Genomic DNA, 18,066 nt, shown 5'->3' with positions numbered 1-18,066 from the left:
GTCCTTACACCGGCATGTCATGGCCCGCTGTCAGGCTTGCTCCAAGCTCCCTGACCCGGTATCCGCTCATGCGCTTCCTCATTTCCCTGTTCACCCCGCGTCCCCATCACCGCAGCTTCGCCCTGCTCGATCGCAACGGCCGTTGCCAGGCCTTCAAGCAGTGCAGCCTGCAACCCATGGGCGAGGGCTGGGTGGAAATCGACGAAATCCGCCTCAACTGGTTGCACCAGCCATTGCCCGCCAGCGCCCGCGTACAACCGCTTCGTGCCCGCGCACGCAACCGGCAACTGTTGACCATCTGACCGGACGGCTAATAAAAGTCATTAAACACGACCATTTCCCTGCGTTTCTTCGATACAATCTCCCCCCGATTATAAGGACGTCTCCTGATCGGGCCTCGCAACACCGCTGATGCGCTGGTATTGGCACCCCGCACCGCCCACAGAGAGCCGCCCACACAGATCGAGTGAAGCTGGCGCGCTTGCTGTTCTCCAGGCAAATCACCACTTTTCGCGAATCTGCAGAGCTGTCATTACGCTCGGTCACTGAGCTGTCTGCCTGTTTTGCCTGTCATGTACTACATGGGGGCAACCAAACCGGGCACGGTGCCAGGCTGGGACAGCCCTTTTTTGAGGTTCACGTCTTCAAAAGAGCGTGAAAAAACGGGTTTTCACAACTTCACGAGAGTGTGGCGAGCAAATGAAGAGTTTTGCGTCTGAACAAGCACCATTAGCGTCTGGAACAGCCCAACGACACAGGACCGGATATCGCTCAAGAACTGGCGCCTGAAGCCTGTCCGCTACGGATTTGGTTGCACGAACGGATGTCTCGGCCATAAGTCGAATTGCCCGCCCGGCGCTTAAATGAGTTCATGTGACTCTTGAAGCCAGGCTGCATGCATCCGCAGTAGGTGCGAAAAATTGCGAAGATTCGGACATGGCGATCCTGGCCATGGATAACTGGGGCTCAACTGACCTGCCCCGCCACTCCTGGCCGCTATGCCGACAATTTGGTGCTGCAGATTTTGGAGACGCGTTAAATGGCGCATAACGAAGCAGTCGATGTAGTTCTGGTAGGGGCCGGCATCATGAGTGCCACCCTGGCCGTGCTGCTCAAGGAGCTCGACCCCGCGATCTCGCTGGAAGTCGTCGAGCTGATGGACTCCGGTGCCGCGGAGAGTTCCAACCCGTGGAACAACGCCGGTACCGGTCACGCCGGGCTGTGTGAGCTCAACTACACACCCCAGGCGGCCGACGGCACGGTCGACATCAAGAAAGCCGTGCACATCAACACCCAGTTCGAAGTGTCGAAGCAGTTCTGGACGTACCTGACCCGCAAAGGCACGTTCGGCTCCTCCAAGTCCTTCATCGCCCCGGTGCCACACCTGAGTTTCGTACAGGGTGAGAAAGGCGTGGCGTTCCTGAAGAAGCGCTTCGAGCTGATGCGCCAGCATCACGCCTTCGCCGACATGGAATACACCGAAGACAAAGGCCAGATGGCCGAGTGGATGCCGTTGATGATGCCTGGCCGGCCGGACGATGAAGTCATCGCCGCCACCCGCGTCATGAACGGGACCGACGTCAACTTCGGCGCCCTGACCAATCAGTTGCTCAAGCACCTGACCAGCGCCCCGGACACCCAGGTCAAATACTGCAAGCGCGTCACCGGTCTCAAGCGCAACGGCAGCGGCTGGACCGTGAGCATCAAGGACGTCAATTCCGGCAGCACCCGCGAAGTCGACGCCAAGTTCGTGTTCCTCGGTGCCGGCGGCGCGGCCTTGCCGCTGCTGCAAGCCTCGGGCATCGAGGAAAGCAAGGGCTTCGGTGGCTTCCCGGTCAGCGGCCAGTGGCTGCGTTGCGACAACCCGGAAGTGGTCAAGCACCATCAGGCCAAGGTCTACAGCCAGGCCGCCGTGGGCTCGCCGCCAATGTCGGTGCCACACTTGGACACCCGCGTGGTCGACGGCAAGAAATCCCTGCTGTTCGGGCCATACGCCGGTTTCACCACCAAGTTCCTCAAGCACGGTTCGATCATGGACCTGCCGCTGTCGGTACGCGCCGGCAACATCGGCCCGATGCTGGCCGTGGCCCGGGACAACATGGACCTGACCAAGTACCTGATCAGCGAAGTCATGCAGTCCATGGAGCAGCGCCTGGAATCCCTGCGTCGCTTCTACCCCGAGGCGAAAGCCGAAGACTGGCGCCTGGAAGTGGCCGGCCAGCGGGTGCAGATCATCAAGAAAGACCCGAAGAAAGGTGGCGTCCTGCAGTTCGGTACCGAACTGGTGGCGGCCAAGGACGGCACCCTCGCCGCCCTGCTTGGCGCATCGCCGGGTGCTTCGGTGACCGTATCGATCATGCTGGAACTGATCGAGCGCTGCTTCCCGGACAAGGCCAAGGGCGAGTGGGCTGGCAAGCTCGCAGAGATATTCCCGGCCCGGGAAAAAGTGTTGGAAGCCGACGCGGCGCTGTATCGCAAGATCAACGCGCAGAACAACATTGCGCTGGAGTTGGTTGAAGACAGCAAGGCTCAAAGTTACGCCTGACGCCTTGCCACTCATATAAAAAGCCTCCCGTGCAGACGGGAGGCTTTTTTATTTCCTCGGTGTTAGTTCATGCTGAATTTGATGCGTGTTCCACCGTGACTGACATAGTCGTCATCATCTTCAACATAAAACAATTCCGCGACACAGAAACCCGCCGGTTCCGCCTTGACCCAGCGATGATAAGGCATTGCCTCTTTATCATTGCCCGGTGCCCTTGGGACATGTCCAAAGCTGAAATGACAGGTTCGGCTGCCTTGCCTATAGCTGAAGGCCTCTCGCTCGGCGCGCGACTGGGGCAGGTAGTAGGTTAATTCCTGGCTCTCGCCCGGGTTTATCACAAAGCTGTGGCCTGCATTGGCCGGATTCTGCGTCCAGGTAAAATCGCTGCCGGGAACAATGACGGCGGCGGTTGCGTTATAGACTTCGACATTGACAATTTCATCCCGCGCACTGGAAGCTGAACTTGCCAGACACGCCGCCAGGGACAACAACACCCCGGCGATGCACTTCTTTTGATCTTCCATGATGAATACAACTCCATTTAAACGATGACATCAAAGCCACTTGGCTTCGACGCAAAAGTAATGGAAATTCAAACAAAACAAAACAGCCCGAATAGTGACATAACCTTTCGGAGCAACTTGCAGAAGAAGAATTAGTTGCATCGCCCCGAACGATTCAACGCTCCGAAGAGCGTTGACAGGGGTTCAATTCAGCGGCGCGCCTTGTTGATCAATTCGATGTATTCCTCGGCATTGCGCTGGTCCTGGATCAGCGCAACGAAATCGTTGCCGTGCTCATCCTTGCCGTCGAGGTCATGGCCGGCCTCGACGAAGAACGTCAGGAAACGCTCGAAATCATCGACCCGCAGGCCACGGTAGGCCTTGATCAGTTTGTGCAACGACGGCGAAGTGGCATCGACCGGTTCGAAATTGAGGAACAGCTTGATCTGCTCGTCGCCAATCTCGTCGCCAATCACTTGTTTCTTGTCTTTACGCATTGCCGGCTCCAACTCGCACATTTCACGGGGGGCGGGCAGTTTACCCCCGGCAGGCCTCGGGGCTCAACGCGGGCGTTCGATGCCGGTGTGCAGGTCGGCCCAGATATGGCCGTTGGCGTAGGTGAGGAACTGCACGTAGACCGTGTTGTTGCGCAACAGATCGATGACCACCCGGTACTGGGCCTGTGGATAAGACAGAGTCAGGGTCTTGCTCGCCTCGTCGAAGACCGGTTTCTTCAAGCTTTTGCTTTCGCCGTCGAAGTTGAGGATCACCTGGCTGATGGTCGCCCCCTTGTTCAAGGACTTGCCCTTGAGACGAACCAGCAAGGGCGAAGTGACCGGGATCGGTTGCTGGTTGGACTGGCGCTGGTTCCCCAGCACCACCGAATACTCGGTCACTTGCAGCAACTGCTGCTGTTCGGGCTGTTCCTGGCGCACCACCAGGTCATCCGGCGGCAGGAACTGGCTGTGCATCGGCGCGGCCACGGCCGTCAAGGGCAGGCTGGCGATCAGCAGTGAAGTGGCGCAGCGGCGGATCGATACACGCATGACAACCTCCAGAATCTTGACCGGGCACTCTAGCATGAGCACGAACAGTAAAAATAAGCGATCCGGATCAATACATTCGGACAGCGGGCGCGGCATACTCAAAGAGGCCACCAGCGTCGATCTCACTGGCGCCTGCCTTTGTGGCGAGGGAGCTTGCTCCCGCTGGGTGGCGCAACCGCCCCAGGATATTGCGAGCGCTACGCACTCGAGCGGGAGCAAGCTCCCTCGCCACGGCCAGTGCCTGCCCCCCCTTGCGAGGAGTATTCATGGCTTTCTCCGCCCCACCGCTATTCGCCGCCTGGCGCCAGGCCTGGCGTGCCGGCTACACCCTGGAACGCCTGCGCGGCGATCTGGTGGCCGGGCTGACCGTCGGCATTATCGCCATCCCCCTGGCCATGGCCCTGGCGATTGCCGTCGGCGTGCCGCCGCAGAACGGCCTGTACACGGTGTTGGTGGCGGCACCGCTGATCGCCCTCACCGGCGGCTCGCGTTTCAACGTGAGCGGCCCGACAGCGGCGTTCGTGGTGATCCTGCTGCCCATCACCCAACAATACGGCCTGGGCGGCCTGCTGCTGTGCACCATGCTCGCCGGCCTGATCCTGATCGCCCTGGGCCTGTTACGCGCCGGCCGCTTGATCCAGTACATTCCCTATCCGGTCATCCTCGGCTTCACTGCGGGCATCGGCGTGGTCATCGCCACGTTGCAACTGAAGGATCTGCTGGGGCTGACCACCGCAGGCCATGCCAGACACTACATCGAACAGCTGGGCGAATTGATCGTGGCGCTGCCCGGCGCCCGTCTCGGCGATGGGGTCATCGGGGCCGTGTGCCTGGCGGTGCTGATTGCCTGGCCGCGCTGGGTGCCACGGGTGCCCGGACATCTGGTGGCGTTGCTGGTGGGCACGTTGCTGGGGCTGGCGATGGAGCATGGCGGATGGCCGATCGCGACGCTGGGCGAACGTTTCAGCTATGTCGTCGATGGCATCGCTCATCCGGGCATCCCGCCCTTCCTACCCAGCTTCGACTGGCCCTGGAACCTGCCGGACAGCCAGGGTCATCCGTTGATCCTGTCCTATGACCTGATCCGCCAATTGCTGGCACCCGCCTTTGCCATCGCCATGCTCGGTGCCATCGAATCACTGTTGTGCGCGGTGGTGGCGGACGGCATGACCGGCAGCAAGCACGATCCCAATGCCGAGCTGATGGGCCAGGGCCTGGGCAACCTGGTGGCGCCGCTGTTCGGTGGCATCACCGCCACCGCCGCCATTGCCCGCAGCGCTACCAATGTGCGCAGCGGTGCCTTTTCACCGCTGGCCGCGATCATCCACAGCCTCGTGGTGCTGGTGGCGATTGTGCTGCTGGCGCCGCTGTTCAGTTACTTGCCGATGGCCGCACTGGCCGCGCTACTGGTGATGGTCGCCTGGAACATGAGCGAAGCCGGGCATGTGCTACACACCCTGCGCATCGCCCCGCGCAGCGACGTGCTGGTGCTGCTGACCTGCCTGGGCCTGACGGTGCTGTTCGACATGGTCCTGGCCGTCGCCGTCGGCCTGCTGCTGGCCGCCGGGCTGTTCATCAAGCGCATGAGCGAATTGACCGACAGCGCCGAGTTGCCGCGCCATTTTCACCAGGCCCTGCTGGACATGCCCGAGCACGTTCGCTGCTACGCCATTCGTGGACCGTTGTTCTTTGGCGCGGCGGAAAAAGCCTTGGATGTGTTGCGCCGGTTCGACCCGGGCGTTCGGGTGGTGGTCGTGGAAATGAGTGCCGTGCCCATGCTGGACATGACGGCGCTGGCTGCGTTTGAAAATATCCTGAAGGATTACCGCAAGCACGGCATCGGCCTGATCCTGGTGGCGACCGCGCCCAGGGTGCGCCTGAAACTGCGCCGCGCCGGCATTCATCGCGAACAGCGGCAATTGGCGTATGTGCAGACCCTGGAGCAGGCGCGGGTCAAGAGCGAGCAATGGTTGGCCGGCGGCAGCACCGCTCATCCAAGACTTGCTTGAACTGTGGCGAGGGAGCTTGCTCCCGCTGGGCTGCGCAGCAGCCCCAATTGCAGGTGGGTGCTACGCACCCAAACGGGAGCAAGCTCCCTCGCCACAAAACCTCCGCTGCCGGTGATTCGGTGCTCAGTCGAACTGAGCACGCATCCAGGCCTGGTACTCGGCCACGCCCGCCTCGCCTTCACGGGGCGCCCAGTGAGCCAGTTCGCCCTCGCCCACGGGCCGGTAGGGACCGGCCTTGCATTCGAACATCAGGCTGTCGGCTTCCAGCACCACCAACCCGTGATACACGCCAGAGGGCAGGTCGACACCGAGGCAATCGCCACCGGCCTGCAGGATGCGCTTGTCCACCACCGCACCGGCCTCGTCGAAAATCAACACCCCCAACCGCCCCTTGAGCACCAGCAAGGTTTCCGCCTTATCGGCGCTCAGGTGGCGGTGCGGCGGGATGTAGGTGCAAGGCTGCAAGCCAACCGCCATGCGGTGGCACGGCTCATCCATCTCATGGAAGTTATGGTGCTGTCGTCCGCGAGGACTGGCCGCGGCTTTCTCGGCCAACTCATCGAACAACGCTTGGTCCAGAAAACTTGAGCGAGTCATCGATTACATCCCCTTGACGGCGAAAATGCCATTGGCGTTGCGCCAGTAACCTTTGTAGTCCATGCCATAGCCGAAAATGTAGCGGTCGATACACGGCAGGCCGACGAAATCGGCTTTCAAGTCCGGCCGCGCCTTGCGGTCGTGGTCCTTGTCGATCAGCACGGCGGTGTGCACGGCGCGGGCGCCAGCGTGTTTGCAGAAGTCGATGATCGCGCCCAGGGTGTGACCTTCGTCGAGGATGTCGTCGATGATCAGCACGTCGCGGTCGATGAACGAGACTTCCGGCTTGGCTTTCCAGAACAGGTCGCCACCGCTGGTTTCGTTGCGATAACGCGTCGCGTGCAGGTAGGACGCTTCCAGGGGGAAGTTCAGATAGGTCAGCAGTTTGCCGGAGAAAATCAGCCCGCCGTTCATGACGCAGAACACCACCGGATTGGCATCGGCCAGTTGCTCGTTGATTTGCGCACCGACACGGGCGATGGCCGCTTCGACTTCGGCTTCGGTGTACAGGCAGTCAGCCTCTCGCATGATTTGACGGATATGCTCGAGATCAGCGGACATGGCGCTCTCCAGGGGTGGCAGGGTTCGGAAAAGCCGGCAAAGGTACGCATCCCGCCCGGCCAGATCAAGCGTTTGTGGACTAACGTTCTGTATTGTCTATAGGACAACACCCTCGGATAGATTAATCTAGGCCGGTTTTTTTGCCCGCCGCCGGAGCCTTCCCCATGCCCATCCTCGAGATCCGCCATCCGCTGATCAGACACAAACTCGGCCTGATGCGCCGCGCCGATATCAGCACGAAGAACTTCCGTGAACTGGCCCAGGAAGTCGGTGCCCTGCTCACCTACGAAGCCACCAAGGACCTGCCGCTGGAGTCCTACGAAATCGATGGCTGGGCCGGTACGGTCCAGGTCGAGAAAATCGCCGGCAAGAAAATCACCGTGGTGCCGATCCTGCGCGCCGGCATCGGCATGCTCGAAGGCGTACTGAGCCTGATCCCGGGGGCCAAGGTCAGCGCCGTGGGCGTGGCTCGCAACGAGCAGACCCTGCAAGCCCACACCTATCTGGAAAAACTGGTGCCGGAAATCGACGAGCGCCTGGCGATGATCATCGACCCGATGCTCGCCACCGGCAGCTCCATGGTCGCCACCATCGACCTGTTGAAAAAGGCCGGTTGCCGGGACATCCGCGCCATGGTGCTGGTCGCCGCTCCCGAAGGCATCAAGGCCGTGCAGGACGCCCACCCGGATGTGACCATCTACACCGCGTCCATCGACCAGAAACTCAACGAGCATGGCTACATCATCCCGGGCCTGGGCGATGCCGGCGACAAGATCTTCGGCACCAAGCAGAAGGACGCTTGAGCATGCAGGATGAGTTCAACGATCCGCTCTGGCGCCAGATCCTGTCCGGCGCGCAGATGCTGTTCGTGGCCTTCGGCGCGCTGGTATTGATGCCGCTGATCACCGGGCTGGACCCTAACGTGGCGCTGTTCACCGCCGGCCTGGGAACGATCCTGTTCCAGCTCGTCACCGGGCGCCAGGTACCGGTGTTCCTGGCCTCGAGCTTTGCCTTCATCACCCCGATCATCCTCGCCAAGGGCCAGTTCGGCCTGGCCGCGACCATGGGTGGGGTGATGGCGGCGGGTTTCGTCTACACCTTCCTGGGCCTGGCGGTGAAGATCAAGGGCACCGGGTTCATCGACCGACTGCTGCCGCCAGTGGTCATCGGTCCGGTGATCATTTCCATCGGCCTGGCCATGGCGCCGATTGCCGCCAACATGGCAATGGGCAAGGCCGGCGACGGCACCGAGCTGATTCATTATCAGACCGCGATGATGATCTCGATGCCGGCCCTGCTCACCACCCTGATCGTGGCGGTGTTCGGCAAGGGCATTTTCCGCCTGGTGCCGATCATTTCCGGCGTGCTGGTGGGCTTTGCCATGGCGTTTTTCTTCGGGGTCGTGGACACCGCGAAAATCGCCGCCGCCCCCTGGTTCGCCCTGCCAGCCTTCACCGCACCGGAGTTCAATTGGCAGGCGATCCTGTTCATCGTGCCGGTCGCCCTGGCGCCGGCCATCGAACACATCGGCGGCGTGATTGCCGTGGGCAGCGTGACCGGTCGCGACTACCTGAAGAAACCCGGCCTGCACCGCACCCTGCTCGGTGACGGCATTGCCACCACCGCCGCCGGCCTGTTCGGTGGCCCGCCCAACACCACCTACGCCGAAGTGACTGGCGCGGTGATGCTGACCAAGAACTACAACCCGAAGATCATGACCTGGGCGGCGATCTTTGCCATCAGCCTGGCGTTCATCAGCAAGTTCGGCGCGCTGCTGCAAAGCATCCCGGTGCCGGTGATGGGCGGGATCCTGTGCCTGTTGTTCGGTTCGATTGCGGCGGTGGGCATGAACACGCTGATCCGCCACAAGATCGACCTGGGCGAGGCGCGCAACCTGGTGATCGTTTCGGTGACGCTGGTGTTCGGCATCGGCGGCGTGCTGGTGGGCACCGGCACCGGCCCGGACGACTTCGGCCTCAAAGGCATCGCGTTGTGCGCGGTGGTGGCGATCGCGCTGAACCTGCTGCTGCCGGGCAATGACGGCTGGAAGCAGAAGAAGGCGGATGAGCCGCTGATCTGACTCAAGCTTGAAGGCTTTGTTGTCAGCCTGATAGCCATCGCGAGCAAGCTCGCTCCCACAGTGGATCTTGAGTGGTCACAACATTTGTGTACACCGCAGATTCCATGTGGGAGCGAGCTTGCTCGCGATGAGGCCCTTGAACCTCACAACGCTATCGGAGCCCGTTCGCAGAGAGTACTCAACGCCTGTGCCCACTGCGGCTCATCATTGAGGCAAGGCACCAGCACCAACTCCTCCCCCCCTGCCGCGCGGAATTGCTCGCGCCCGCGATCGCCGATTTCCTCCAGGGTTTCAATGCAGTCGGCCACGAACGCCGGGCACATCACCAGCACTTTCTTCACGCCGCTTTTGGCCAGCTCCTCCAGGCGCGCCTCGGTGTAGGGCTCGATCCACTTGGCACGCCCCAAGCGCGACTGGAACGACACCGACCATTTGCCATCTGCCAGCCCCATGCGTTGGGCAAACAGTTCGGCAGTGCGGATGCATTGCGCGCGGTAACAGGTCGCCATGACCTCCGGCGGCGCATTCTTGCAGCAGTCGGCATCCTTGAAGCAATGAAATCCCGTCGGGTCGAGCTTGGTCAGGTGCCGTTCCGGCAAGCCGTGGAAACTCAACAACAGATGATCGTGTTCCTGCATCAGGTACGGCTTGGCGCTGGTCACCAGGGCGTCGAGGTATTCGGGCTGATCGTAGAACGGTTGGAGGATCGAAAACTGCACATTGAGTTTCTTTTCCCGCACGACCCGCTTGGCCTCCTCGATCACTGTGGTCACGGTGCTGTCGGCGAACTGCGGATACAACGGCGCCAACGTGATCTTCTTGTGCCCCTGACTCGCCAGCCGCACCAGCGCCGACTCAATGGACGGCTCGCCATAACGCATCGCCAGTTCCACCGGGCCCTGGGCCCATTGTGCGGTCATGGCCTGTTGCAGCCGGCGACTGAGCACCACCAACGGCGACCCCTCTTCCCACCAGATCGAGGCGTAGGCGTGGGCCGACTGCTCGGGGCGCTTGATCAGGATCAGCGACACCAGCAAGCGCCGCACCGGCCATGGCAGGTCGATGACATACGGGTCCATCAGGAATTGATTGAGGTAGCGGCGCACATCGGCCACCGAGGTGGAGGCAGGCGAACCCAGATTCACCAGAAGCAACGCGTGATCGGTCATGCAACGTCCTATTTCAAAGGCGGCTGGACAAGTCTTCCAGGGCCGCAGGCAAATCAGTGAACCGGAATGTGTAACCCGCCGCCTGCAATCGGGCCGGCGTGGCGCGCTGGCCGCCGAGCAACAGCAAGGACAATTCCCCCAGCGCGACCTTCAGCGCAAGCTCCGGCATTGGCACCACGGCCGGCCGATGCAATACACGCCCCAGGGCCTTGGCAAAATCGCGGTTGCGCACCGGGTTCGGCGCGCACGCATTATAAGGACCGCTGGCATCGGTGCGGTGCAGAAGAAAATCAATCAGGGCGATTTGATCGTCGATGTGAACCCACGGCATCCACTGCCGACCATTGCCGATACGCCCGCCCAGGGCGAGCTTGAATGGCAACAGCAGCCGCGACAAAAAGCCGCCCTCGGCGGACAGGACCAGACCGGTACGCACCAGCACCACGCGCAGGCCCAAGGCCTCGGCCCGTTGCGCGGTTTCTTCCCAGGCGATGCACAACTGGCTGGCGAAATCTTCACTCACCGGTCCCGATTCCTCGGTCAATTCACGCTCGCCACCGTCGCCGTACCAGCCCACCGCGGAACCGGAAATCAGCACCTGCGGTTTCTGCTCGCAACGCTCCAGCCACGCCAGCAAGACTTCCGTCAACGTGACACGACTGCTCCACAACAACATCTTGCGTTTGTGGCTCCAGGGGCGGTCGGCGATGGGGGCGCCGGCGAGGTTGACCACCGCGTCCACCGGCTCATGGATTTCGTCGAGCCTCGCCACGCCACGCACCGATGTCCCGCAGATTTTCGCCACTTCTTCGGGTCGGCGACTCCATACCGTCAGGCGATGCCCCTGCTGCAACCAGAGGCGGCAGAGCTGACGTCCGATCAAACCAGTACCGCCGGTCAGCAATATGTGCATGAGATGTTCCTCGCATCGCGTTTTACCCGGCCCATTAGTCTATTTTTATAGGCAGGGATTTTTCGTATCGGACAGGGTCTGTGTTTAACAATAGGACAAGCTGTCCAAACGCGAACGGTAAAACTTATACCAAAAACCCAAATTGTACAGGTTTAAACGACGGCGTAGTCTGTACAGAAAGGTAAACGAGGCCCTCATGACTGTACCTATCGCGATCATCGGCACCGGCATCGCCGGACTTTCAGCCGCCCAGGCCCTGACGGAGGCCGGGCATAACGTTCAACTCTTCGATAAAAGCCACGGCAGTGGCGGACGCATGTCGAGCAAGCGCAGCGACGCCGGCGCACTGGACATGGGCGCGCAGTATTTCACTGCCCGCGATCGCCGCTTTGTCACAGAGGTCCAGCGCTGGCAAGCCAACGGCTGGGCCGCGGAATGGAACCCGCAGCTCTACAACTTCCAGAATGGGCAACTGAGCCCATCGCCGGACGAACAGACTCGCTGGGTCGGCACCCCGCGCATGAGCGCCATCACCCGCGCCTTGCTCGACAAACTGCAGGTGCAGTTTTCCTGCCGGATCACCGAGGTGTATCGCGGCCAGGAGCATTGGCATCTGCAGGACGCGGAAGGTTTCACCCATGGCCCCTTCGGCCACGTGGTGATCGCCACGCCCGCGCCCCAGGCCACCGCCTTGCTGGCGGCCGTACCGAAGCTGGCCGCCGTGGCCGCCGGCGTGAAGATGGACCCGACCTGGGCTGTGGCCCTGGCCTTCGAAGCACCGCTGGATACGTCCATGGAAGGCTGCTTCGTACAGGACAGCCCCCTGGACTGGCTGGCGCGCAACCGCAGCAAACCGGGACGCGACAGCAAGCTCGACACCTGGGTACTGCACGCCACCAGCGACTGGAGCCGGCAGCACATCGACCTGTCCAAGGAAGCGGTGATCGAACACCTGCACGGTGCATTCGCCGAACTGCTGCACAGCGCGATGCCCGCACCAAGCTTCAGCGTGGCCCATCGTTGGCTCTATGCCCGCCCCGCCGGCAGCCATGAATGGGGCGCCCTGGCCGATGCCGACCTGGGGCTGTACGTGTGTGGTGACTGGTGCCTGTCCGGCCGGGTCGAAGGTGCATGGCTCAGCGGCCAGGAGGCTGCACGCCGCCTGCATGCAAGCCTGCAGTAGATCGCGTCCCCCCCATTCCATCGCTCTTCGCTGCTGTCGAAAGAGACAGCAGCCTGCCCGCGGCACCCACTGACATCGCCCAGCCCCTCTATGAATCCGGTTGACTTGTGTACATAGGGGCCTATGATGAAAATATTGTACATAAATATAAATTTGTACAAGATTAGCCATCAGAGGTCGCCCATGCCCAGCGCAGCCATCGCCAAACCCAGAATCGCCATCAGCGCCTGCCTGATGGGTGACGAAGTTCGCTTCAACGGCGGGCACAAGCAATCGCTGTTGTGCAGCCGCACCCTCATCGATTACTTCGATTTCGTGCCGGTGTGTCCCGAAGTCGCCATCGGCCTGGGCATTCCCCGGGAGCCGATTCGCCTGGTGGGCAATCCTGAACACCCCGAGGCGCTCGGTACGGTGAATCGCGACCTCAACGTGACCCGGCCATTGGCCGACTATGGGCAGCAGATGGCCGGGGAACTGGATGACCTCTGCGGCTACATCTTCATGCAGAAATCGCCATCCTGCGGACTGGAGCGGGTCAAGGTCTATGACCACAACGGTGTTCCCCAGGAGGGCGGCGGGCGCGGTATCTATGCCCAGGCCTTTTGCGAACGTCACCCCGATCTGCCGGTGGAGGAAGACGGTCGCCTCAACGACCCGGTCCTGCGGGAGAACTTCCTGACCCGGGTGTTTGCCTATGCCGCCTGGCAATCCTTGCGCCGCCAGGGCCTGACCCGGCGCGACCTGATCGAATTCCACTCGCGCTACAAATACCTGCTCATGGCTCACAACCCCGAGCAGTACAAGGCCCTGGGCAAATTGCTGGGCGACATGGGCAAGGCCGATCCCAATGAACTGGGTCCACGCTATTTCAGTGCCTTGATGGCCGCTTTGAAGAAATGCGCCACCCGCCGCACCCACACCAATGTGCTGCAACACCTGAGCGGTTACCTCAAGCGCGCCATCGACGCCGACGACAAGCAGGAGGTACAGCACCTCATCGGGCAGTACCGCCTCGGCATCGTGCCCCTGGTGGTGCCGCTGACGTTGCTCAAGCATCACCTGCGCCAGCACCCCGACCCTTACCTGGCGCAGCAGGTCTACCTGCAACCGCACCCGGAAAACCTCAGTTTGCGAAACGCCATTTGATGAACAACGATCCCGATTCCAGCGCCCGCGAAGACCTGGGGGCCGACTTTGCCAAGGCCTTGGCGCAAGGCTGGCTGCCCATACGCGAAGTCGCCCGGCAGACCGGTGTCAACGCCGTCACGTTGCGGGCCTGGGAGCGCCGGTACGGCCTGATCGTGCCGCACCGCACGCCCAAGGGACATCGACTGTTCAATGCCGACCACGTGCAACGGATCCGCAGCATCCTCACTTGGATCGATCGTGGCGTCGCGGTGAGCAAGATCAAGCCGTTGCTGGACACACCGCCGCTGTCTACAGCACCCACGCCGCCACCGGAGAACGATTGGCAGCGTCAGCGCAACACCCTGGCGCTGGCGGTGACGCAACTGGCCGAGCGTCAGATCGATGACCTGATCAACCAAGCGATGGCGCTGTATCCGCCCTGGACCGTGTGCGAGCAATTGCTCTTGCCGTTGCTGGCCGAGCTGCACTCGCGCTGGCAAGGCCAGTTTGGCGCGCAACTGGAACGGGTCTTCCTGTACTCGTGGCTGCGCAGCAAGTTTGGCAGCCGGATCTACCACAACAACCGTCAGTTGCGCGGTGCGCCACTGTTGCTGGTCAATCATTCGGACTTGCCCCAGGAACCGCACCTGTGGCTCACCGCCTGGCTGGCCAGCAGCGCCGATTGCCCGGTGGAGGTGTTCGACAGCCCGCTACCGGCAGGCGAACTGGCCCTGGCGGTCGAACGCCTCAAGGCTCGCGGCGTCCTGTTGTATTCCAGTCACGCCATCAATCTGTCCCAACTGCCCAGGCTGCTGGGTGGAATCGATTGCCCGATCATCATTGCCGGCCCGGCCGCGTCGATCCACCACGCCCGGTTATCCACAGGCGTTTCGATGATTGACCTGTCCTGGGCCGAAGACCCGCTATCGGCTCACCGCGAACTGAGCCGCAGAGAACTCCTTTAGATGGAAAACAGCCTGCAACTGATCTGGCTGCGCAGCGACTTGCGCCTGCACGACAACACCGCCCTCGCGGCGGCCGCAGCCCAAGGGCCCTGCGTGGCGGTGTACCTGACCAGCCCCGAACAATGGCGTGCCCATGACGACGCAGCGTGCAAGATCGATTTCTGGCTGCGCAACCTCGGCGTATTGAGCGCGGCCCTGGATGAATTGAACATCCCGCTCTTGATTCGCGAGGCAACGCATTGGCACCAGGCGCCGCACGTGCTGCTCAAGCTATGTCGCGAACTGAACGTTGGGGCCGTGCATGTCAACGAAGAGTACGGCCTGAATGAAACGCAACGCGACAGCGAAGTCGCCCGTGCATTGAATGATCAGGGCATCGAGCTTCACCGTCACCTCGATCAACTGTTGTTCAGGCCTGGCAGCGTACTGACCAAGAGCGGCAATTATTTCCAGGTGTTCAGTCAGTTCCGCAAGGTCTGCTACAACCGTCTGCATGTTTCGCTGCCGAGCCTGGTCGCCACACCGCGCCAGCAGGCCCGCACCGGCATTGCCCGCGATCCGGTGCCGACGCAGGTCGCTGGATTCGCCCCGCCCAGCGAAGCACTGCGCGCCCTCTGGCCCGCCGGTGAAACCGAAGCTCGACGGCGCCTGGACAGTTTTGTCGACCAGCACCTCGACGATTACCAGCACGAGCGGGACTTCCCGGCCCGGCCCGGCACCAGCCAGCTCTCGGCCTACCTGGTAGCCGGGGTGGTGTCGCCACGTCAGTGCCTGCATGCCGCGCTGCAAGCCAACCGGGGTGAATTCGAGAGTGGAAGCACCGGCGCCGTGACCTGGATCAATGAATTGCTCTGGCGCGAGTTCTATAAACACATTCTCGTGGGTTATCCACGCGTGTCGCGCCACTGCGCGTTCCGCCCGGAAACCGAAGCGCTGGCATGGCGCAAGGCCCCCACCGAACTGGAGGCATGGAAACAGGCACGCACCGGCCTGCCGATTATCGATGCGGCCATGCGCCAATTGCTGGAAACCGGCTGGATGCACAACCGTTTGCGGATGGTGGTCGCCATGTTCCTGACCAAGAACCTGTTGATCGATTGGCGTGAAGGCGAGCGTTTTTTCATGCAGCACCTGATCGACGGCGACCTGGCCGCCAATAACGGTGGCTGGCAGTGGAGCGCCTCCACCGGTACCGACTCGGCGCCTTGGTTCCGCATCTTCAACCCTTTGAGCCAGTCGGAAAAATTTGACCGCGAGGGCCTGTTCATCAAGTACTGGTTACCTGAACTGAACGATCTGGACAGGCAACAGGTCCATAGCCCAAACACCCATGGCGGCTTGTTTGGCGCAGTGGATTATCCGGCACCGATCGTCGATTTGCGCGAGTCCAGGGCCCGTGCGCTGGCGGCGTTCAGAAACCTGCCGACGCGACAGGACTCAGCCGTTGAAGGGATGAGCGATTAGCGAACATAAAAATTGCCAGGCCGCGGGATGCAATATTTACCCGATAACATATAGTCGTACTAATCGTACGAACTCTACTGAAAGTCGTGTATCAGCAGTCAGGCAATCGAAAGGAGTGCGGAATGGGTTTAAGACTGCCCCGGCGTTATTGGCTCACCGGGGCCGGCAATGGAATCGGCGCTTCGTTGGCTGAAGCGATACTTGAGACAGGTGCATACTTGGCCGTCAGTTCACACTCGCCCCGCTCGTGCGAAACCCTTTCGGTACGTTATCCAGGACAAGTGCTGACCGTGCCCGGCAATTTGACCGATAGCCAGACCGTGCGCGAGATCGGTGAACAGATCACCCGACAATGGGGCGCCCTGGATCAGGTGATCCTCAATGCTGGAACGACTGAGTACGTTGACCAACAGCATACTGACCACACATTGATCGAGCATATCGTGCGCAGTAACCTGCTGGCCGCCAGTTTCTGCATCGAAGTGGCCATGCCCTTGTTGCGCGCCGGGACCCAACCTCATCTGGTGGGTATCGCCAGCCCGGCGACTTATCTGCCGCCCTCGAACAGCGAAGCGGGTGGAGGCGGGATGCGCCATCTGTTCGAATCGACTCGAGCAGAGCTGGCGTCTGCGGGCGTTGATGTGACCTGGGTGCACCCTGGCTACGACGATCCATCGCTGGGGGCCGACGACTGTTTACCATTCCCGGCCCACTGGTCGCCAGAAGAAGCGGCGCGGCATGTGCTGAAGCACTTGGTGGAACGCCCCCGGGAAGTCGCGCTTCCCATCGCGTCCATGAGCGCCCTGTGGCCCTTGCCTTCATCCACCGAAACCCTGCCGGCCGACATCGACTCATGCCAGGCAAAAAACGGCTATCCGATCAAGGGACAACCCTGAGCCGCCGATTGCCTTACACTGCGCGCCATGAAAACCATCCCCCTCCATGAAATGCCGGCACCGGCCGTCACCTGCTCGACATGCGCGGCGTGCTGCTGCCAGTTGGAGGTGATGCTGATCACCGACACCGGGGTCCCGGAGCGTTTTATCGACACGGACGACTGGGGTGGGGAAGTGATGCTGCGACTCGACGACGGCTGGTGCGCGGCCCTGGATCGCGACAGCATGATGTGCACCATCTACGAAAAGCGCCCGCTGATCTGCCGCGAGTTCGAGATGGGCGCGCCGGAATGCCTGGAAGAGCGCCAGGGCATTGCGACGGCGTATCGGTAGGCGAAAAAACCTGTGGGAGCGAGCTTGCTCGCGATAGCGGTAAGTCAGACAACTTCAGGGTGGCTGGTCTATCGCTATCGCGAGCAAGCTCGCTCCCACAATTGTTCAGGTGTTACAGCGGCATCGTGTAGTGCAGCGCGTAGCTTTCCACACCGTCGTTGGTCGACTTGATACCTGCGTTGGAGTAGTGAGTGGCGCGAATGCCCACTTCATGTCCACCATTGAAGCGCAAGCCGAAACCGATGCGGTCCTCGAACTGGAAGGCCGTGCCCAACTTGTTGGTTTCCACCTCGGTGTTGGCAAACAGCGCAACACCTACCCCCGCCTCAATGTAAGGCTTCACGTTCTGGCCGGAAAACTCATACACAAAGACCGGCGAGAACGACAGGCTATGGTTGCTGGACGTCTCGTCCCCTTCCCAGTAGGTATAGGCACCGCTCCAGTAGCCGGTCAGGCGACCGACATCGCTCTGCCACCAACTCTTGTCCCAGTCGAACTGCATGCCCAGGCGATAGGTCATGGTCGAGTCACTAGTTTGGCCAACCCCAAACTCCACACCCGCCGCCTGAGCGGTGTAAGTGTGCCCCAGCAATGCAGCCGCAAACGCGGCAAAGCAGAATAAGCGCTTCATTAGAACATCCTTTGCGAACAGACTTAGTTAGTTTAGTTACAAA

Annotated in this window: 19 protein-coding genes; 11 read left to right on the top strand and 8 right to left on the bottom strand. The window is 61.4% G+C overall.

Annotated elements, in window-relative coordinates:
- Nucleotides 1-68 precede the first annotated feature (68 nt).
- Nucleotides 69-302, top strand: a complete 234-nt coding sequence (locus tag BLO80_RS18895) for a hypothetical protein (protein ID WP_014340171.1) — start codon at nucleotides 69-71, stop codon at nucleotides 300-302.
- A gap of 737 nt (nucleotides 303-1,039) precedes the next feature.
- A complete protein-coding gene (gene mqo / locus BLO80_RS18890) occupies nucleotides 1,040-2,545 on the top strand; it encodes a malate dehydrogenase (quinone) (protein ID WP_092329388.1) in 1,506 nt (501 codons plus the stop codon).
- Between the two features lie 62 nt (nucleotides 2,546-2,607).
- On the opposite strand, the gene BLO80_RS18885 is transcribed toward mqo, so the two are convergent.
- From BLO80_RS18885 to BLO80_RS18875, 3 genes are all read right to left on the bottom strand, one after another.
- Nucleotides 2,608-3,069: a hypothetical protein gene (locus BLO80_RS18885; protein WP_092329385.1), complete on the bottom strand. Its 462-nt coding sequence runs from the start codon at nucleotides 3,067-3,069 to the stop codon at nucleotides 2,608-2,610.
- 188 nt (nucleotides 3,070-3,257) lie between these two features.
- Entirely contained in the window at nucleotides 3,258-3,545 is a 288-nt protein-coding gene (locus tag BLO80_RS18880) for a PA4642 family protein (RefSeq protein ID WP_060740669.1), read from the bottom strand.
- A gap of 63 nt (nucleotides 3,546-3,608) precedes the next feature.
- Entirely contained in the window at nucleotides 3,609-4,094 is a 486-nt protein-coding gene (locus BLO80_RS18875) for a hypothetical protein (RefSeq protein WP_092329382.1), read from the bottom strand.
- Nucleotides 4,095-4,360: 266 nt separating this feature from the next.
- On the opposite strand from BLO80_RS18875, the gene dauA reads away from it, so the two are divergent.
- Nucleotides 4,361-6,103: a C4-dicarboxylic acid transporter DauA gene (gene dauA, locus BLO80_RS18865; protein WP_092329377.1), complete on the top strand. Its 1,743-nt coding sequence runs from the start codon at nucleotides 4,361-4,363 to the stop codon at nucleotides 6,101-6,103.
- A 123-nt stretch (nucleotides 6,104-6,226) separates the two neighbouring features.
- Here dauA and BLO80_RS18860 read toward each other — a convergent pair whose 3' ends face one another.
- Both BLO80_RS18860 and BLO80_RS18855 read right to left on the bottom strand, forming a co-directional pair.
- Nucleotides 6,227-6,700: a WbuC family cupin fold metalloprotein gene (locus BLO80_RS18860; RefSeq protein ID WP_092329375.1), complete on the bottom strand. Its 474-nt coding sequence runs from the start codon at nucleotides 6,698-6,700 to the stop codon at nucleotides 6,227-6,229.
- Between the two features lie 3 nt (nucleotides 6,701-6,703).
- Entirely contained in the window at nucleotides 6,704-7,261 is a 558-nt protein-coding gene (locus tag BLO80_RS18855) for a hypoxanthine-guanine phosphoribosyltransferase (protein WP_053125250.1), read from the bottom strand.
- 164 nt (nucleotides 7,262-7,425) lie between these two features.
- On the opposite strand from BLO80_RS18855, the gene upp reads away from it, so the two are divergent.
- Complete coding sequence (gene upp, locus BLO80_RS18850) at nucleotides 7,426-8,064, top strand: uracil phosphoribosyltransferase (protein ID WP_003185330.1); 639 nt, start codon at nucleotides 7,426-7,428, stop codon at nucleotides 8,062-8,064.
- A gap of 2 nt (nucleotides 8,065-8,066) precedes the next feature.
- Complete coding sequence (locus tag BLO80_RS18845) at nucleotides 8,067-9,341, top strand: uracil-xanthine permease family protein (RefSeq protein WP_092329372.1); 1,275 nt, start codon at nucleotides 8,067-8,069, stop codon at nucleotides 9,339-9,341.
- A 143-nt stretch (nucleotides 9,342-9,484) separates the two neighbouring features.
- Here the strand turns inward: BLO80_RS18845 and hemH are convergent, their stop codons facing one another.
- Together hemH and BLO80_RS18835 are read right to left on the bottom strand one after the other, a co-directional pair.
- A complete protein-coding gene (gene hemH, locus BLO80_RS18840; protein WP_092329370.1) occupies nucleotides 9,485-10,510 on the bottom strand; it encodes a ferrochelatase in 1,026 nt (341 codons plus the stop codon).
- A 13-nt stretch (nucleotides 10,511-10,523) separates the two neighbouring features.
- Complete coding sequence (locus BLO80_RS18835; protein WP_092329366.1) at nucleotides 10,524-11,423, bottom strand: TIGR01777 family oxidoreductase; 900 nt, start codon at nucleotides 11,421-11,423, stop codon at nucleotides 10,524-10,526.
- Nucleotides 11,424-11,619: 196 nt separating this feature from the next.
- Here BLO80_RS18835 and BLO80_RS18830 point away from each other — a divergent pair, with 196 nt between their 5' ends.
- From BLO80_RS18830 to BLO80_RS18805, 6 genes are all read left to right on the top strand, one after another.
- A complete protein-coding gene (locus tag BLO80_RS18830; protein WP_092329364.1) occupies nucleotides 11,620-12,606 on the top strand; it encodes an NAD(P)/FAD-dependent oxidoreductase in 987 nt (328 codons plus the stop codon).
- Between the two features lie 183 nt (nucleotides 12,607-12,789).
- Nucleotides 12,790-13,752, top strand: a complete 963-nt coding sequence (locus tag BLO80_RS18825) for a YbgA family protein (protein WP_092329361.1) — start codon at nucleotides 12,790-12,792, stop codon at nucleotides 13,750-13,752.
- Nucleotides 13,752-14,699: a MerR family transcriptional regulator gene (locus tag BLO80_RS18820; protein ID WP_092329359.1), complete on the top strand. Its 948-nt coding sequence runs from the start codon at nucleotides 13,752-13,754 to the stop codon at nucleotides 14,697-14,699. The genes BLO80_RS18825 and BLO80_RS18820 overlap by 1 nt, the downstream gene beginning before the upstream one ends.
- A gap of 12 nt (nucleotides 14,700-14,711) precedes the next feature.
- Complete coding sequence (gene phrB / locus BLO80_RS18815) at nucleotides 14,712-16,163, top strand: deoxyribodipyrimidine photo-lyase (RefSeq protein WP_092329525.1); 1,452 nt, start codon at nucleotides 14,712-14,714, stop codon at nucleotides 16,161-16,163.
- A 122-nt stretch (nucleotides 16,164-16,285) separates the two neighbouring features.
- On the top strand, nucleotides 16,286-17,059 hold the full coding sequence (locus BLO80_RS18810; RefSeq protein WP_092329356.1) for an SDR family NAD(P)-dependent oxidoreductase: 774 nt from the start codon (nucleotides 16,286-16,288) through the stop codon (nucleotides 17,057-17,059).
- A 27-nt stretch (nucleotides 17,060-17,086) separates the two neighbouring features.
- Nucleotides 17,087-17,392 (top strand): YkgJ family cysteine cluster protein, encoded by a 306-nt coding sequence (locus tag BLO80_RS18805; protein ID WP_092329354.1) that lies wholly within the window; start codon nucleotides 17,087-17,089, stop codon nucleotides 17,390-17,392.
- Between the two features lie 112 nt (nucleotides 17,393-17,504).
- Here the strand turns inward: BLO80_RS18805 and BLO80_RS18800 are convergent, their stop codons facing one another.
- Nucleotides 17,505-18,023: an acyloxyacyl hydrolase gene (locus tag BLO80_RS18800; RefSeq protein ID WP_092329351.1), complete on the bottom strand. Its 519-nt coding sequence runs from the start codon at nucleotides 18,021-18,023 to the stop codon at nucleotides 17,505-17,507.
- Nucleotides 18,024-18,066: the final 43 nt, after the last annotated feature.

The organism is Pseudomonas sp. NFACC56-3 (genome assembly GCF_900100025.1).
Classification (GTDB): domain Bacteria; phylum Pseudomonadota; class Gammaproteobacteria; order Pseudomonadales; family Pseudomonadaceae; genus Aquipseudomonas; species Aquipseudomonas fluorescens_AA.
The sequence above is the reverse complement of the archived record's forward strand: the minus strand, read 5'-3'. Positions and strand labels throughout refer to the sequence as shown.

Bases quoted from the DNA above. Each gene is read 5' to 3' on its own strand.
- BLO80_RS18895 (WP_014340171.1), top strand. From the start codon at position 69: ATGCGCTTCCTCATTTCCCTGTTCACCCCGCGTCCCCATCACCGCAGC.
- mqo (WP_092329388.1), top strand. From the start codon at position 1,040: ATGGCGCATAACGAAGCAGTCGATGTAGTTCTGGTAGGGGCCGGCATC.
- BLO80_RS18885 (WP_092329385.1), bottom strand. From the start codon at position 3,069: ATGGAAGATCAAAAGAAGTGCATCGCCGGGGTGTTGTTGTCCCTGGCG.
- BLO80_RS18880 (WP_060740669.1), bottom strand. From the start codon at position 3,545: ATGCGTAAAGACAAGAAACAAGTGATTGGCGACGAGATTGGCGACGAG.
- BLO80_RS18875 (WP_092329382.1), bottom strand. From the start codon at position 4,094: ATGCGTGTATCGATCCGCCGCTGCGCCACTTCACTGCTGATCGCCAGC.
- dauA (WP_092329377.1), top strand. From the start codon at position 4,361: ATGGCTTTCTCCGCCCCACCGCTATTCGCCGCCTGGCGCCAGGCCTGG.
- BLO80_RS18860 (WP_092329375.1), bottom strand. From the start codon at position 6,700: ATGACTCGCTCAAGTTTTCTGGACCAAGCGTTGTTCGATGAGTTGGCC.
- BLO80_RS18855 (WP_053125250.1), bottom strand. From the start codon at position 7,261: ATGTCCGCTGATCTCGAGCATATCCGTCAAATCATGCGAGAGGCTGAC.
- upp (WP_003185330.1), top strand. From the start codon at position 7,426: ATGCCCATCCTCGAGATCCGCCATCCGCTGATCAGACACAAACTCGGC.
- BLO80_RS18845 (WP_092329372.1), top strand. From the start codon at position 8,067: ATGCAGGATGAGTTCAACGATCCGCTCTGGCGCCAGATCCTGTCCGGC.
- hemH (WP_092329370.1), bottom strand. From the start codon at position 10,510: ATGACCGATCACGCGTTGCTTCTGGTGAATCTGGGTTCGCCTGCCTCC.
- BLO80_RS18835 (WP_092329366.1), bottom strand. From the start codon at position 11,423: ATGCACATATTGCTGACCGGCGGTACTGGTTTGATCGGACGTCAGCTC.
- BLO80_RS18830 (WP_092329364.1), top strand. From the start codon at position 11,620: ATGACTGTACCTATCGCGATCATCGGCACCGGCATCGCCGGACTTTCA.
- BLO80_RS18825 (WP_092329361.1), top strand. From the start codon at position 12,790: ATGCCCAGCGCAGCCATCGCCAAACCCAGAATCGCCATCAGCGCCTGC.
- BLO80_RS18820 (WP_092329359.1), top strand. From the start codon at position 13,752: ATGAACAACGATCCCGATTCCAGCGCCCGCGAAGACCTGGGGGCCGAC.
- BLO80_RS18810 (WP_092329356.1), top strand. From the start codon at position 16,286: ATGGGTTTAAGACTGCCCCGGCGTTATTGGCTCACCGGGGCCGGCAAT.
- BLO80_RS18805 (WP_092329354.1), top strand. From the start codon at position 17,087: ATGAAAACCATCCCCCTCCATGAAATGCCGGCACCGGCCGTCACCTGC.
- BLO80_RS18800 (WP_092329351.1), bottom strand. From the start codon at position 18,023: ATGAAGCGCTTATTCTGCTTTGCCGCGTTTGCGGCTGCATTGCTGGGG.